The sequence below is a fragment of the Comamonas sp. JUb58 genome (assembly GCF_004364775.1).
Taxonomy (GTDB): Bacteria; Pseudomonadota; Gammaproteobacteria; order Burkholderiales; family Burkholderiaceae_C; genus Comamonas.
The window spans coordinates 21,213-34,808 of the sequence record NZ_SOAL01000021.1 but is presented as its reverse complement, the minus strand read 5'-3'; the positions used below and the strand labels follow the sequence as shown (position 1 = coordinate 34,808).

Genomic DNA, 13,596 nt, shown 5'->3' with positions numbered 1-13,596 from the left:
TGAAATTTAAGTCGATTGGGTCTTGAGTTGGCTGCGTAACTGGGAGAAGCTGGCCCAGTAATAAATGGTGAACCAGATCCAGGCGACCGCAAATACGCCGAGACTGACTGCTGAAGATGCGAAGTACGCACTCATCCATCCGAAGTCCTTGTTCAGTAGATGTATTGCGGCATAGATGAACCAAGCGATGAAGCCAAGAATCGCGAAGCGAGCTGAGTCACGCAGCTTCACAAAACCAATAGCGGACGACAGACGATTAAGCGGAAGCTCCTGCAAATCTTGACATTCGTCAATCGCGTCACTGAGCTGAGCATTTACGTCATACGCGATTTTGCCCGCTCTTGAGCGGCGGTCGAACTCGCCGGATTTGGTCATCGTCAGCCCTTGGGAAAGATATCCTTGGTGTGTTGCATGCAATGAAGTCGCGCGGGCGCTGAAGTGCTGCAATCTCTGAGCCTCATCAGAGGTAAGGGCGTAGTCGTCAATGTGAGTGGTCAGTCTGGGTCCTGTACGGCAGCCGAGATACAACAATGCGAATGGAGCCATTGACAGTACGGCTCCTACAAGCAACCCGACGCCCACCAAAAAACCGTCATCCGTCTTTTTCCGAGCCACCACGTCCCCCAATCTGAGCAAAAAGCCCTATCGAAATACCTTCGATTATGTAGCAAAATGTGCAATGTGTGATGGTTGGTAATTGAGTCGGGGGAGGAGCAGTTGAACTAATTCCCGACCGGCCATTGATTAGTCCGCCTGTGAAAGGGATAGCAATGCGTTGGAGATTTCAAAGGCGGATCAAGCTCTTACCCGGCGTCTGGCTCAATGTGAGCAAGTCGGGAATTAGTACGTCGGTTGGGCGAAAAGGCGCCACCATCAACTTTCGAGGTGGCAAAGTACGGCTCAATGCTGGTCTTCGGGGAACGGGCTTGTCATGCTCAGGACAGATATTGGATTTGAATGGATCAGTGTCACATCGTCGCACCCGAAAGCTAATTCGGTTGCTGGCCTGGATCTTGTTATCGGGTTTGGGCATCGCGGCTGCACTAGCCGCATTTTTTGTTGTTGCCAATTTGAGATGAGATAAGGGAGGCCAGCAGTGTCAGCCCGAAAGGTCCCATAGGTATCCATCAGCGTAAGCTCTAGGGCGAAGTTCTAATGGGTACTCCTTTAGCAATAGGTCGGCAGGCGTCAGCCGTCATTGGGGGCCGGACGCTACCGTATTAACTATTCACTGCTGGATGACGCAACTCACTTATCAAGCAGCAGCCAGCCTCTCCTTGGCCAGTTGGGTGCCCGCTGCCAGTGCCTTGAGCTTGCCCCAGGCCACATCGCGCGACATGGGCGCCAGGCCGCAGTTGGTGCAAGGGAAGAGGCGGTCTGCGGGCACAAACTCCAGTGCGCGGGCGATGGTGTCGGCCACTTCCTCGGGCGTCTCGATGGTGTCGCTCGCCACATCGATCACACCGACCATGACATCCTTGCCCGCCAGCAGCTTCATCAGGTCGGGTGGCACATGGGAGTGGATGCATTCCAGGCTCACCTGGTCGATGCTGCTGCGCGCGAGTGCGGGGAACACCGTCTCGTACTGGCGCCATTCGTCGCCCAGGGTGCTCTTCCAGTCGGTATTGGCCTTGATGCCGTAGCCGTAGCAGATGTGTACGGCGGTGGTGCAGGTGAGGCCCTGCGCTGCGCGCTCCAGCGCCTGCACGCCCCAGTCGGCTGCGTCCTTCATGTAGACGTTGAAGGCCGGCTCATCAAACTGGATGATGTCCACGCCATCGGCCTGCAGGGCCAGCGCTTCCTGGTTCAGCAGCTCGGCAAAGGCCATGGCCATCTTCACCTTGTCGCCATAGAAGCGGTCCGCCACGGTGTCCACAATGGTCATCGGGCCGGGCAGGGTGAACTTGAGCTTTTTCTTGGTGTGGGCGCGTGCCAGCTGCGCTTCAAACGCATGCACGCGGCCCTTGAGGCGCAAGGCCGCCACCACCTGCGGCACCATCGCGTCATAGCGATTGTCGCGGATGCCCATCTTCACCTTGTTGTCGAAGTCGATGCCCTCCACCTGCTCCAGAAAGCCATGCACAAAGTGCTGGCGTGCCTGCTCGCCGTCGCCGACGATGTCCAGACCGGCATCTTCCTGGGCCTTGATCCACAGCAAGGTGGCATCGGCCTTGGCCTGGCGCAGTGCATCGCCTTCTGCCATCCACTGGGGCCAGAGCTTGTTGGTTTCGGCCAGCCAGGCGGGTTTGGGCAGACTGCCGGCAATGGAGGTTTCAAACATCAAAGATTTCCTTTTTCAAAAATGAGGGGCAGGTTGGCGTGCAAGGCATTGTGCGCAGGCCGCTGCTGAATGGGGTTGCCTAGGTGACATCGGCAGGATGCTGCCGATGTCACCTAGGCCTTGGAACAGGTTCTTAAACGCTGGCCTGGGCCGCCCAGGCTTGCAGAACACCTTGATAGGGCTTGATGAAGTGCTCTTCGGCAAACTTGCCTTGCTTGACGGCCAGCTGGCTGCGCTCTTCGCGGTCGTAGACGATCTGCGTCAGCGAGTAATCCTCGTGCTTCAGGCTCGGCTGGTAGCGCGCTCCGGCGGCGGCATTGGCGTTGTAGATTTCCGGGCGGTAGATCTTCTGGAAGGTCTCCATCGTGCTGATGGTGGCGATCAGCTCCAGGCTGCTGTAGTCGCCCAGCAGGTCGCCATGGAAGTAGAAGGCCAGCGGCGCAACGCTGTTGGCGGGCATGAAGAAGCGCACCTGCATGCCCATCTTGGCAAAGTACTGGTCGGTCGACGACAGCTCGTTTTGCTGGTACTCGATGCCCAGCACCGGGTGCAGGTTGCCCGTGCGCTGGTAGACCTTGCTGGTCGATGCGCTGATGCAGATCACCGGCGGCTTGCTGAAGTTGTCGCGGTAGGTGCTGGAGCCCGCAAAGGCCTTGAACAGCTTGCCATGCAGCTCGCCAAAATGCTCCGGGGTGCTGAAGCCGGCCCGGTCCAGGTTGTGCGCTGGCAGCAGCACGCTGAAGTCATAGTCGCGCACATAGGACGAGAAGTTGTTGCCCACAATGCCGGCCGTGCGCTGGCCCGTCTGTTTGTCGAGGATATGGGTCTGCAGAATCTCGATCAGCGGAAAGGCCTCCTGGCTGCGCTGCGCGCCCAGTTGCATTTCCACCGTGACGATGTCCAGCTCCACTGCATAGCGGTCAGCGCTCGGGTTGTCCCAATGGGCCAGCTCGTTGAAGCGGTTGTCGATCATCCGCAAGGTGTTGCGCAGGTTCTGCTGCCGGCTCTGGCCCCGGGCCAGGTTGGCAAAGTTGGTGGTGATGCGCGTGCTGTCGGCGGGCTGGTAGTGCTCGTCAAAACGCAGGCGCTTGAGCTGAAAGTGGAGTTCGGTGGTCATCATGGTCTGCTGAGCGTCTGGCCCAGGAAAAAAGTAAAGGTTCAGGCTTGCGTGAATGCGGGTACTGCCAGCGTTGGGGCTGGGGTGGCCAAGGCCAGCAAGGGCTTGGCCCGCTGCACCGCCAGCCTGGCCCTGGCGAGCAGGTCCGGGTTGTGCAGGCGGTGGTCCACAAAATCCTTGTCGGTGGCATACACGCCCAGCGGCAGGCTGCGGGCCTGGAAAAAGCTGAACAGCGGCCGCAGCTGGTGGTCGATCACCAGCGCATGGCGCTCGCTGCCGCCGGTGGCGGCCAGCAGCACCGGCTTGTCGATCAGGGCATCCTGGTCGATGAAATCAAAGAAGTGCTTGAAAAGCCCGGTGTAGGAACCGCGAAACACCGGAGTGGCAACCACCAGCACATCGGCTTGTTCCACGGCCAGCAGTGCCTGCTCCACTGCGCTGGGCAGTTGCGAGCGCCATACCGCGCCCGCCAACTGGGGTGCAAGCGCCGCCATCTCGACGACGGTCTGCTGGCTGGGCACTTCGTCGGCAATCAGGTCCAGCAGGTGCGCTGCCAGTGCTGCAGATTTGGAGGGGCGCTGTATGCCGCCGGAGACGGCGACGACGCGGAGGGGAGTGGTCATGGTGGCTTTCAGGGATGGCGTGAACCATCGATAGGCGCCCATGGTAGGGAGATCGGTCTATGAAGTAAAATGGTTTTATCTCATAAATCCATGAATATGGTTCATCTGAATGCTTGAACGTATCCACCTCAGCATCGTGCAGCAGGTCGAAAAGCAGGGCTCGCTCACCGCCGCTGCCGGCGTGCTCCACCTCACCCAATCGGCCCTGAGCCATAGCATGAAGAAGCTGGAGCAGCAGCTGGGCACGGATGTATGGCTGCGCGAAGGCCGCAGCCTGCGGCTGACGCAGGCCGGCCAGTACCTGTTGGCGGTGGCCAACCGCGTGTTGCCACAGCTGGACCTGGCCGAGGAGCGCCTGGGCCAGTTTGCCCAGGGCGAGCGCGGCGAGCTGCGCATTGGCATGGAATGCCACCCCTGCTATCAGTGGCTGCTCAAGGTCGTCTCGCCCTATCTGGCCGCCTGGCCCGATGTGGAGGTGGATGTAAAACAGAAATTCCAATTCGGCGGCATTGGCGCGCTGTTTGGCTATGAGATCGACCTGCTGGTCACGCCTGATCCGCTGTTCAAACCCGGGCTGCAGTTTGAGCCGGTGTTTGACTATGAGCAGGTACTCGTCGTGCCCCGGGGTCATGCGCTGGCCTCTGCCGCCTATGTGAAGCCCCAGCAGCTCACGCAGGAGGTGCTGATCAGCTACCCGGTCGATATCGAGCGGCTCGACATCTACAACCAGTTCCTGCTGCCCGCGGGCGTCACACCCCGGCGCCACAAGGCCATCGAGACCACCGACATCATGGTGCAGATGGTCGCCAGCGGCCGGGGCGTGGCCGCGCTGCCGCGCTGGTTGGTGGAGGAGTACGCCGCCAAGATGGACGTGGTGCCGGTGCGGCTGGGCCCGCGCGGCATTGCCAAGCAGATCTTTCTGGGTGCCCGCGAATCGGACACCGCCATTGACTATGTGCGCGCCTTTATCGATCTGGCGCGCCAGCCGCGCGCTACCGCCGCTTCTGCTACAGCCAACAAAGCCTAGCCGGGGCCGGCCACGCGCACAAAACGCACGCTGATGCGCAGGCCTGGGCCAAAGGGTGGCGTATAGCGCTGCTGGGCATCGGCCAGTTGCAGGCTGGCGCCGGTTGCACGTGCCACCTCCTGCACAATCGCCAGCCCCAGGCCGGTGCCGGGCGTGTCATTGGCAAGGCGGTAAAAGCGCTCCAGCACCAGGTCGCGGCTTTGCGCCGGTATGCCCGGGCCATTGTCTTGCACCCACAAAAGCAGGCTGTCGGCGCTGGCCTCCAGGCCCAGGGTGACCTGGCCTCGCGGGGGGGTGTAGCGGATGGCGTTGTCCACCAGGTTGGCAATCAGCTCCGGCAACAAACGGCTGCTGGTGTACAGCGCAAACGCATGCGGATCGGGCGAGCGCTGGGCCGCATCCGCTGCTGCCGCAGCAGGCGCTTCGCTTTCCTCCCAGCCCAGGTCGATCTGCTTGAGGTCGGCCGCCGGCGCCAGGGCTTCGAGGCACTGCAGGCAGAGGGCGCGCAGGTCCACCCACTGCGGCGTTTGGGTGGCATGCGCGGCGCTGCCGGCCTCGGCCTGCGCCAGGGTCAGCAACTGGTTGGCCACATTCAGCAATTGCTGGTTGCTGCGCTGCAGCCGCTGCAACACGGCTAAACGTTGCGCGACCGACAGGGCCGCTAGCTCGGCCGGCGTCTGGCCCAGCGCCTGCTCCAGCGTATGGGCCTGGATGGCCAACGGTGTGCGCAGCTGGTGCGCCGCATCCGATATGAACTGGCGCTGGCGCGCCACCTGGGCGCGGATGGTGCGGGCAAACTGGTTGACGGTGTCGGTCAGCGGCCGCAGCTCCTGGTGGATCTGGCGCGAGTCCAGGTGAAAATCCAGATCCCGGGCCGGGCGCTCGGCCAGCTGGCGCGCCATGCGCAGCAGCGCGCGCAGCTCCAGGGTCAGGGCGGTGGCGCTCACCAGCACGGCCACGGCCAGCGCCCAGAGCAGGTATTCCATCGTCGGCCACCACAAGGTCTGCACCATGTCGTCGCGGCTGTGGGTGGTTTTGCCGACCAGGATGGTGATCTCGCGCGCGCCGTCCACGTCGTACATCGCCCGGCGCGTGATGACGGCGCGGATCGGCTGGCCTTGCCACACGGCGTCATACCACTGGGCGTTGTCGCTGCCGCTCAGCTTCAGTTGTGGCGGCTGCGGAAAATTCTGCTGGCCCGCCAGCAACTGGCCCTGCGCATCCATCACGCTCAGGTAGACATGGTCGCGCGCGGGCGACATGAACAGGCTCAGCGCCGAGGGTGGCACGCTGGCGCGCACATCGCCGTCTTCCCAGATCAGGCGGTCGGCCAGGATCTTGGCCGATGACAGCAGGTCGTGGTCCTGCACATAGTCGGCCGCGTCCTCGGCATGCTCATGGGCAAACCAGCCGCACAGGCCCACCAGCACCGCCAGCGGCAGCAGCAGCCACAGGGCCAGGCGTGCGCGCAGGCTGTGCAGCATTCAGTCCCCGCCCGCCAGTCTTTGCTTGAGCAGGTAGCCCACGCCGCGCAAGGTCATGATGGTGGTGTCGCTGGCCTGCAGCTTCTTGCGCAGGCGGTGCACATACAGGTCTACCGCATCGGCGCTGGCCTCTTCATCCATGCCGTAGATGACATCCATCAAACGCTGCTTGGGCAGGGCGCTGCCGTTTTGCAGCATCAGCGCTTCGAGCACGCTGCGCTCGCGCGGCGGCAGGGCCAGCTCCTCGCCCGCCACGCTGAACAGGCGCGTGCGCAAGTCCAGCTGCAGGTTGCCGCAGCGCACATGGTTGTCGCGCCCGGGCATCTGGCGCCTTGCAATGGCCTGCATGCGGGCCAGCAGCTCGCGCACCTCCACCGGTTTGACCAGGTAGTCATCGGCACCAATCTCCAGGCACAGCACCTTCTGGTCGAGCGAATCGCTGGCCGTCAGCACGATCACCGGCAGGCTGTCACCCCGCTCACGCAGGCGGCGCAGCAGGGCCTTGCCGCTGAGCTGGGGCAGGTTCAGGTCCAGCAGCAGCAAGTCGTAGTGCGATTGGCTCAGCAGCTGGTCGGCCGCATCGCCACGGTCCACATGGTCCACCACAAAAGCATGCTGGCGCAGCAGCTCGGCCAGGGACTGGGCCAGTTCCAAGTTGTCTTCGACCAGAAGGATCTTCATCGGAGGGGTGGGGCGCCGGGCGCCCGCAAATAGATCAGGGATAACCACTAAAAATGCTGCAGTGCAGCGAAAGCGCACTGAAAGGGTGCAGTTTCTAGACTCTATTCCTATCCGGTGCATTATGCGGTCGCCCAGCTCGGGGAGCCACCACTGCAGATGCCAGGACCACAACTTCAAGGAGACACTGCATGACCCAATTCCACGCTACCCGCCGCAATGCCCTGGCAGCCATCGCCGCTGCTGCTGTCTGCTGCATGGCCAGCACGGCTGCCCAGGCGGCAGACGATACCGTCACCATCATGGTGGGCGGCATCAACAAGATCATCTACCTGCCCGCCAAGCTGGCCGAGTCGCTGGGCTACTTCAAGGAAGAGGGCCTGAAGGTCGAGCTGCAATCGCAGCCCGCCGGCGTGGATGCAGAAAACCAGCTGATCGCCGGTGCCGTGCAAGGCGTGGTGGGTTTCTACGACCACACCATCGACCTGCAGGCCAAGGGCAAGGACATCCAGGCCATTGCGGTGTTCTGCAAGGTGCCCGGTGAGGTGGAACTGGTGTCCACCAAGGCAGCCGCGGGCGGCTTCAAGTCGATGGCCGATGCCAAGGGCAAGACCCTGGGCGTCACAGGTCTGGGCTCGTCCACCGAGTTCCTGACCCGCTACCTGGTCGACAAGGAAGGCGTGGCCAGCAAGGATTACTCGCTGCTGCCCGTGGGCGCTGGCAACTCCTTCATCGCAGGCATGAAGCAGGACCGCATCCAGGCCGGCATGACCACCGACCCGACCGTGTCGCAAATGCTCAAGACCGGCGATGCCAAGGTGTTGGTGGATATGCGCAGCGAAGAGGGCACCCAGGCCGCACTGGGCGGCCTGTACCCCGCTGCCAGCCTGTATGTGCGCAACGAATGGGCCGCCAGCCACAAGGACCAAGCGGCCAAGCTGGCCCGCGCCTTTGGCAAGACCATGCAGTACATCAGCAGCCACAGCGCCGAAGAGATTGCCGACAAGATGCCCAAGGACTACTACGGCAACGACAAGGAGCTGTATGTGGCAGCCCTGAAGGCTTCGCTGCCCATGTACACCAAGGACGGCAAGATGCCCGAAGGCGGCCCAGAGACGGTGCTCAAGGTGCTGTCGGCCTACAAGCCCAATGTGAAGAGCGCGCACATTGACCTGGCCAAGACCTATTCCAACGCCTACTTGAGCGCCAAGTAAAAAGCGGCGCAAGCCGGCCAGCAGCGCGGCCACGCCGTGCTGCAGCTTGCCCGCCATCCACACCCACTCGGGAGACCACCATGTCCTATGCCACTCAGGCGGTTGCCAGCCAGCAACCGTCCAGCACCGTGCAGCCCAAAAATGCCGCTGCCTCTGCAACCCAGGCCGATGCGGCCATTGAATTCGACAAGGTGTCGCTGCGCTTTATCGCGCCGGACGGCACAGCGACCTTGGCACTGCGCAACTTTTCGATGTCGGTGGCCCGGGGCGAATTCATCGCCATCGTCGGCCCCACCGGCAGCGGCAAATCCACCACCTTGAACCTGATCACCAGCCTGCTGCAACCGACGGTGGGCGAGGTGCGCGTGATGGGCAAGAAGGTCGAGCAGATCGATCCGCGCATCGGCTTTGTGTTCCAGGCCGATGCCGTCTTCCCCTGGAAGTCGGTGCGCGACAACGTGGCCGCCGGCCCCATTTTTCGCGGCACGCCGCGTGAGCAGGCGCTCAAGCTGGCCGATGAGTGGATCCACCGCGTGGGCCTGGCCAGCTTTGGCAACCATTACCCGCACCAGCTCTCGGGCGGCATGCGCAAGCGCGTGGCGCTGGCGCAGACCTTCATCAACCAGCCTGAAATCCTGCTGATGGACGAACCCTTCTCGGCGCTGGACATGCAGACCCGCACCCTGATGCAGGACGAGCTGCTGCGCCTATGGTCGGCCTCGGGCGGCTCGGTGGTGTTTGTGACCCATGACCTGGAAGAGGCGATTGCGCTGGCCGACCGCGTGTTTGTGCTGACGGCACGCCCCGCCACCTTGAAGCGTGTCTACGAGATCGACCTGCCGCGCCCCCGCGTGATGAGCGAGGTGCGCTACGACCCGCAGTTCATCGACCTGTCCAAGCGCATCTGGGATGACCTGCGCGAAGAAGTCCATATCCAGTAAACACAAGGCAAGGAATACACCATGTCTGAACTCACCATGAACCCCGCCGCCTCCCGCAGCCCGGCACCCGCGTCGGCTGCGGCAGACCACACCCCCGCTGCCGTGAGCGATGCCGCGCTCGCGCAGGAATCCATTGCCGCGCAGGCGGCCATCAAGCGCCGCAAGGCCGTCATCATCGGCCTGCGCCTGCTGGTGCTGGTGCTGGTCCTCGGCGGCTGGGAAGTCTCGGCCCGCATGAAGTGGATCGACCCCTTCTTCTACTCGATGCCCTCAATGATCTGGAACCAGATTGTGGAGTGGATGCGCGACGGCACATCGCAAGGCCCGCTGTGGCAGCAGGTGCTGGTCACCCTGGAGGAAACGGTGATCGGCTTTCTGATTGGCTCCATCGCCGGCGTGATCTGCGGCATCGTGCTGGGCCGCAACAAGCTGCTGTCCGATGTGTTCTCGATCTACATCCAGATCGCCAACTCCATCCCCCGCGTGGTGCTGGGCTCCGTGTTTGTGATTGCGCTGGGCCTGGGCATGGCCTCCAAGGTGGCGCTGGCTGTCGTGATGGTCTTCTTTGTGGTGTTTGCCAATGCCTTCCAGGGCGTGCGTGAAGCCGACAAGTACATGATCGCCAATGCCCAGATCCTGGGTGCATCGCCACGCCAGGTCACCATGTCGGTGGTGATTCCTTCTGCCATGTCCTGGATTCTGGCCAGCCTGCATGTGAGCTTTGGTTTTGCGTTGGTCGGCGCTGTGGTGGGCGAGTTCCTCGGCGCCAAGGAAGGTATCGGCCTGTTGATCTCCACCGCGCAGGGCGCATTCAACGCCAGCGGCGTGTTCGCCGCGATGATCGTGCTGGCCGTGGTGGCCCTGGGCGCCGACTTCTTGCTGACCCGCCTGGAAAAACGCCTGCTCAAATGGCGCCCCGCTGCCTTCTGATGCACTGACCTTTGTTGAACCTTATGCAAGCGCGGCCCTGGCCCGCTTGCCTGTCTCCTCGCCGGTGGAACAAGCGCTCTCTCGCTTACCGGCCTTAAGCCAGCTCCGCCAACCGAGCTGGCTTTTTTTTGTCTGGGATTCGCGGGAATTTAGCGGTCCATGACTCGGGCTTCCGATTGCCCTATGAACGGCTCCGTTTTGCCAAAAAACGAGCAGGGCGGCAGGGGCGGTGCGGGAACAAGATGCTGATCGGGCGCCAAGCCGCGTAGGCAGGGCGCTCAACCAACCATCTTCGGAGCACTACCTATGGCCATCCACCAAGCCCTGGCCCCAGCGGCCACCACCATCCAACAGGCGATTGCGTCGCGTGTATCGATCCATGCGTTCGCGCCAGGCCATGCGCTCGCCGACGCCGACATTGAGCAGCTGGTGCAGCAGGCCACCCAGGCGCCGACGGCCTTCAATTTTCAGAACTGGCGTTTTGTGGCGGCGCGCTCGCCTGCGGCCAAGCAGCGCCTGCGTGCGGTCGCCTATGGCCAACAGAAGGTGGAGGACGCTGCGGTGGTCTTCATCATCTGCGGCAGCTTGCAGGCCCACCGCAGGCTGGCAGAAGTGCTGCAGCCATCGGTGGACGACGGCATCATTGCGCTGGACGTCGCCGACGCCTTGGTCAACGCGGCCCATGCGGTGCATGAGGGCAATGCCGCTGTGCAACGCGACGAGGCCATCCGTTCGGCATCGCTGGCAGCCATGACCCTGATGCTGGCTGCCCAGGGGCAGGGCTGGGTGTCCTGTGCCATGTCTGGCTTCGATCCGCAAGGGGTATCGCAGGCCTTTGCCTTGGGCGCGGAGGAGGTGCCTGTCGTGCTGGTCGCCGTCGGCCATGCGGCCACCGCTGATGAACGCCAAAAGCGGCGCCGGCCGCTGGCCGATGTACTGGAGCTGGTATGAGGCGGCGCGGGGCTTTGGCCGAGGGCATCGATGCCGCGCTGGAAAGCCGCTGGCTCTGGCTGTTGGCGCGCCTTCTGCTGTCGGTGGTGTTTCTGTCGTCCGGACTGGCCAAGCTGATCGATTTCTCTGGCGGCCTGGCGGAAATGCGCGCGGCCGGTCTGCAGCCCGACTGGCTGTTCAATCTGGCCACGGCGGCGGTCTTGCTGCTGGGCGCGGTCTTGCTGCTGCTGGGCCGCTGGATCTGGATCGCAGCTGGGATGCTGTCGGTGTTTCTGCTGCTCACCATTGCAGTCGTGCACCGGTTCTGGTCGCTGCCCGAGCCGCAGGCACTCCAGGCGCTGTTCTTTGCGCTGGAACATGCCACGGTCATCGGTGGCCTGCTGGCTGCGGCCATCGCCGGCCATGGGCGGCGCTAGGGCAACCTCGCCCAAACCATGCGCTAAGGCCGAAGGGCCTTGGGCGCTTCTCCGTAGTAGCGCTGGAAGGCGGTGCTGAAGCTGGAGGGGTGCTGGTAACCCACACGGTAGGCCACGGCGGCGACCTGCTGCCCGGCCTGCAAGAGTTCGCGCGCCTTTTGCATGCGGACGGCTGTCAACAGGCGATGCGGGCTGGTGCCCAGCAGCGACTTGAAGCCCTGCTTGAGACTGCATTCGTTGGTACCCACTGCCGCACACAGGTAGGCCACGCTGAGCGTCTGGCCATACTGCTGATGCAGCAGATCACGGGCGGCGAGTACCTTCTCTTGCAGGGCCGCGTTGCATGCGCTGGCGCCCGCCACAGGGGCAGGGCGCAGCAAGCTGACCTGCTCGGCAAGCAAACGCAGCGCGGCAATGTGCAGCTCCAAGGGGCCTGCAGCACGGCGGTGCAGCTGCACCAGCGCAGCGGCCTGTTGCTGCAACACATAGCTGCTTTTGCGGGTATGGGCGCTAGCAGCCGAAGCGGGCTGCTCCGGTGTCGCCAGCAGCTGCTCCAGCCCATAGCGTTGCAGCAAGCTTTCGCTGACGATCAGCCGCATGTGCTGCACCGGCTCATCTGCCAAAAATTGCCGCTGGCCGCGCGCCTGGCGGAACAGTCCCCAGGTGCTGTGCCCAGCCAGAAAGTCCATATGGCTGCCATCGCTGGCCACCGTGCGGCAACGGCCTTGCAGCGCTATGGCCAAGGTCAGGTGGCGCTCGGCATAGTCCATGTCCGAGCTTTCGCGCAACGGGCGCGTGGGGGCATAGCGCATATAGGACAAAGCCAGGCCGGACTCCAGCACGCGCCGGTCGGCAAAGCCTGCGCCGGCACCCTCGGGCAGGCGGCTGCGCTGCCAACCAGAGTGCGCCTGGTCGCTCATCTCGGGCATGCGCAGCGCCTCAGCCATGGCGCACCTGCAAGGGCGTGCGCCCCACATGCGCCCGAAAATGCCGGGCCAGCAAGCTGGCGCTGGAGAAGCCGCAGCGCAGTGCGACATCGAGCACGCTCAGGGGGGTCTCGCGCAGCAGGCGCACCGCCTGCAGGCAGCGCTGCTGGATCACATAGTCGTAGACGCTGCTGTCAAAGTGCACGCGGAAGCCGGTTTTCAAGGTCGATTCGCTGAGGCCGCAGGCGGCCGCCACATCGGCCAGGCGCAGCGGCTCGGCTAGGTGGGTATCGATAAAGCGGCGTGCCTCCAGCAATTGGCGGCGGTCGCGGCTGGAGAGGTGGGGATGTGCGGATGCAGCCGGCGGTGCAGCGGTGGAGACCGTGGTGGCCGTCGCCATGTCCGCCGCATCTTTGAGCAGCAGGCTGCTGACGACCGAATGCAGAATCTCCAGCGAGCGGTACTGCACCTGCAGCAGCTCCAGGGGCTGCTGCGGCAGGCCTTGCGCCATCAGGCTGCTGGCAAAGCTGCGGATGGCGGGCGCCATCGCCAGGCGGGCAATCCAGGCATGGCCCTCGCGGTGGGCCAGGACCTGGGCGGCGGCATGGCTGGCCGGCGCACCCCCTTCGACCACGCCGCGCAAGGCCAGCGGAAAGTGCAGAAAAATCGCCCGGAAGCTGATGTTGGCAGGCACATAGTCTTCACAGCGAAAGGGCTGGTAGCTGCAGCTGAGGTAGCAGTGGCCGGGCAGGAACTCCAGGTAGCGCCCCTGCTTGCTGTCTTGCGCATCAGGCATGTGGAAGTGACCTTGTCCCTCCAGCAGCAGCAACAGCGAGAAGTGCGGCGCAGCGGCCTCCGAGGGCAGGCGCAAGTCGGCCTCGGTCACGCGGCTGACGCGGCCCACGCGCACCGGTCCTTCCAGGCTGCTCCAAGTCGCTCCCGTCTGCGGCTCGGCCGAGTCGGCATGGTTCAGGATGGTCTGGCGGAGCAGGGCTTTGCGGGGCATGC

Annotated in this window: 15 protein-coding genes; 7 read left to right on the top strand and 8 right to left on the bottom strand. The window is 63.5% G+C overall.

Features of this window, described 5'->3' with window-relative positions:
• Positions 1 to 6: 6 nt before the first annotated feature.
• Positions 7 to 375 carry a hypothetical protein gene (locus EDF71_RS20220; RefSeq protein WP_133858345.1) on the bottom strand — a complete coding sequence of 123 codons (369 nt, stop codon included), beginning with the start codon at positions 373 to 375 and terminating at the stop codon, positions 7 to 9.
• Positions 376 to 770: 395 nt separating this feature from the next.
• On the opposite strand from EDF71_RS20220, the gene EDF71_RS20215 reads away from it, so the two are divergent.
• The gene (locus tag EDF71_RS20215) at positions 771 to 1,079 is read left to right on the top strand and encodes a DUF4236 domain-containing protein (protein ID WP_133858344.1); all 309 of its coding nucleotides are present in this window, start codon (positions 771 to 773) and stop codon (positions 1,077 to 1,079) included.
• A gap of 176 nt (positions 1,080 to 1,255) precedes the next feature.
• On the opposite strand, the gene EDF71_RS20210 is transcribed toward EDF71_RS20215, so the two are convergent.
• The 3 genes from EDF71_RS20210 to msuE form a co-directional block, all read right to left on the bottom strand.
• Positions 1,256 to 2,281 (bottom strand): methionine synthase, encoded by a 1,026-nt coding sequence (locus EDF71_RS20210; RefSeq protein WP_133858343.1) that lies wholly within the window; start codon positions 2,279 to 2,281, stop codon positions 1,256 to 1,258.
• Between the two features lie 133 nt (positions 2,282 to 2,414).
• Positions 2,415 to 3,398, bottom strand: coding sequence for a DUF1852 domain-containing protein (locus EDF71_RS20205; protein WP_133858342.1), 984 nt, complete (start codon positions 3,396 to 3,398; stop codon positions 2,415 to 2,417).
• Positions 3,399 to 3,439: 41 nt separating this feature from the next.
• On the bottom strand, positions 3,440 to 4,021 hold the full coding sequence (msuE, locus tag EDF71_RS20200) for an FMN reductase (RefSeq protein ID WP_133858341.1): 582 nt from the start codon (positions 4,019 to 4,021) through the stop codon (positions 3,440 to 3,442).
• Positions 4,022 to 4,130: 109 nt separating this feature from the next.
• Here msuE and EDF71_RS20195 point away from each other — a divergent pair, with 109 nt between their 5' ends.
• Positions 4,131 to 5,048 (top strand): LysR family transcriptional regulator, encoded by a 918-nt coding sequence (locus EDF71_RS20195; protein ID WP_133858340.1) that lies wholly within the window; start codon positions 4,131 to 4,133, stop codon positions 5,046 to 5,048.
• Here the strand turns inward: EDF71_RS20195 and EDF71_RS20190 are convergent.
• Entirely contained in the window at positions 5,045 to 6,532 is a 1,488-nt protein-coding gene (locus EDF71_RS20190; protein ID WP_133858339.1) for a sensor histidine kinase, read from the bottom strand. The genes EDF71_RS20195 and EDF71_RS20190 overlap by 4 nt on opposite strands.
• Complete coding sequence (locus EDF71_RS20185) at positions 6,533 to 7,213, bottom strand: response regulator transcription factor (RefSeq protein WP_133858338.1); 681 nt, start codon at positions 7,211 to 7,213, stop codon at positions 6,533 to 6,535.
• 254 nt (positions 7,214 to 7,467) lie between these two features.
• Here EDF71_RS20185 and EDF71_RS20180 point away from each other — a divergent pair, with 254 nt between their 5' ends.
• The 5 genes from EDF71_RS20180 (at position 7,468) to EDF71_RS20160 (ending at position 11,662) form a co-directional block, all read left to right on the top strand.
• Entirely contained in the window at positions 7,468 to 8,424 is a 957-nt protein-coding gene (locus EDF71_RS20180; protein WP_208301102.1) for an ABC transporter substrate-binding protein, read from the top strand.
• 80 nt (positions 8,425 to 8,504) lie between these two features.
• Entirely contained in the window at positions 8,505 to 9,365 is an 861-nt protein-coding gene (locus EDF71_RS20175; RefSeq protein WP_133858336.1) for an ABC transporter ATP-binding protein, read from the top strand.
• A gap of 36 nt (positions 9,366 to 9,401) precedes the next feature.
• Positions 9,402 to 10,295 carry an ABC transporter permease gene (locus tag EDF71_RS20170; RefSeq protein WP_133858418.1) on the top strand — a complete coding sequence of 298 codons (894 nt, stop codon included), beginning with the start codon at positions 9,402 to 9,404 and terminating at the stop codon, positions 10,293 to 10,295.
• A 306-nt stretch (positions 10,296 to 10,601) separates the two neighbouring features.
• Positions 10,602 to 11,246 carry a nitroreductase family protein gene (locus EDF71_RS20165; RefSeq protein WP_133858335.1) on the top strand — a complete coding sequence of 215 codons (645 nt, stop codon included), beginning with the start codon at positions 10,602 to 10,604 and terminating at the stop codon, positions 11,244 to 11,246.
• Positions 11,243 to 11,662: a DoxX family protein gene (locus EDF71_RS20160; protein ID WP_279586300.1), complete on the top strand. Its 420-nt coding sequence runs from the start codon at positions 11,243 to 11,245 to the stop codon at positions 11,660 to 11,662. The genes EDF71_RS20165 and EDF71_RS20160 overlap by 4 nt, the downstream gene beginning before the upstream one ends.
• A 23-nt stretch (positions 11,663 to 11,685) precedes the next feature.
• Here EDF71_RS20160 and EDF71_RS20155 read toward each other — a convergent pair whose 3' ends face one another.
• Both EDF71_RS20155 and EDF71_RS20150 read right to left on the bottom strand, forming a co-directional pair.
• Entirely contained in the window at positions 11,686 to 12,609 is a 924-nt protein-coding gene (locus tag EDF71_RS20155) for an AraC family transcriptional regulator (protein ID WP_166656596.1), read from the bottom strand.
• Positions 12,602 to 13,594 carry an AraC family transcriptional regulator gene (locus tag EDF71_RS20150; protein WP_133858333.1) on the bottom strand — a complete coding sequence of 331 codons (993 nt, stop codon included), beginning with the start codon at positions 13,592 to 13,594 and terminating at the stop codon, positions 12,602 to 12,604. The genes EDF71_RS20155 and EDF71_RS20150 overlap by 8 nt, the downstream gene beginning before the upstream one ends.
• Positions 13,595 to 13,596 lie beyond the last annotated feature (2 nt).

Bases quoted from the DNA above. Each gene is read 5' to 3' on its own strand.
- msuE (WP_133858341.1), bottom strand. From the start codon at position 4,021: ATGACCACTCCCCTCCGCGTCGTCGCCGTCTCCGGCGGCATACAGCGC.
- EDF71_RS20195 (WP_133858340.1), top strand. From the start codon at position 4,131: ATGCTTGAACGTATCCACCTCAGCATCGTGCAGCAGGTCGAAAAGCAG.
- EDF71_RS20150 (WP_133858333.1), bottom strand. From the start codon at position 13,594: ATGCCCCGCAAAGCCCTGCTCCGCCAGACCATCCTGAACCATGCCGAC.
- EDF71_RS20155 (WP_166656596.1), bottom strand. From the start codon at position 12,609: ATGGCTGAGGCGCTGCGCATGCCCGAGATGAGCGACCAGGCGCACTCT.
- EDF71_RS20185 (WP_133858338.1), bottom strand. From the start codon at position 7,213: ATGAAGATCCTTCTGGTCGAAGACAACTTGGAACTGGCCCAGTCCCTG.
- EDF71_RS20170 (WP_133858418.1), top strand. From the start codon at position 9,402: ATGAACCCCGCCGCCTCCCGCAGCCCGGCACCCGCGTCGGCTGCGGCA.
- EDF71_RS20205 (WP_133858342.1), bottom strand. From the start codon at position 3,398: ATGACCACCGAACTCCACTTTCAGCTCAAGCGCCTGCGTTTTGACGAG.
- EDF71_RS20180 (WP_208301102.1), top strand. From the start codon at position 7,468: ATGGCCAGCACGGCTGCCCAGGCGGCAGACGATACCGTCACCATCATG.
- EDF71_RS20215 (WP_133858344.1), top strand. From the start codon at position 771: ATGCGTTGGAGATTTCAAAGGCGGATCAAGCTCTTACCCGGCGTCTGG.
- EDF71_RS20220 (WP_133858345.1), bottom strand. From the start codon at position 375: ATGACCAAATCCGGCGAGTTCGACCGCCGCTCAAGAGCGGGCAAAATC.
- EDF71_RS20210 (WP_133858343.1), bottom strand. From the start codon at position 2,281: ATGTTTGAAACCTCCATTGCCGGCAGTCTGCCCAAACCCGCCTGGCTG.
- EDF71_RS20160 (WP_279586300.1), top strand. From the start codon at position 11,243: ATGAGGCGGCGCGGGGCTTTGGCCGAGGGCATCGATGCCGCGCTGGAA.
- EDF71_RS20190 (WP_133858339.1), bottom strand. From the start codon at position 6,532: ATGCTGCACAGCCTGCGCGCACGCCTGGCCCTGTGGCTGCTGCTGCCG.
- EDF71_RS20165 (WP_133858335.1), top strand. From the start codon at position 10,602: ATGGCCATCCACCAAGCCCTGGCCCCAGCGGCCACCACCATCCAACAG.
- EDF71_RS20175 (WP_133858336.1), top strand. From the start codon at position 8,505: ATGTCCTATGCCACTCAGGCGGTTGCCAGCCAGCAACCGTCCAGCACC.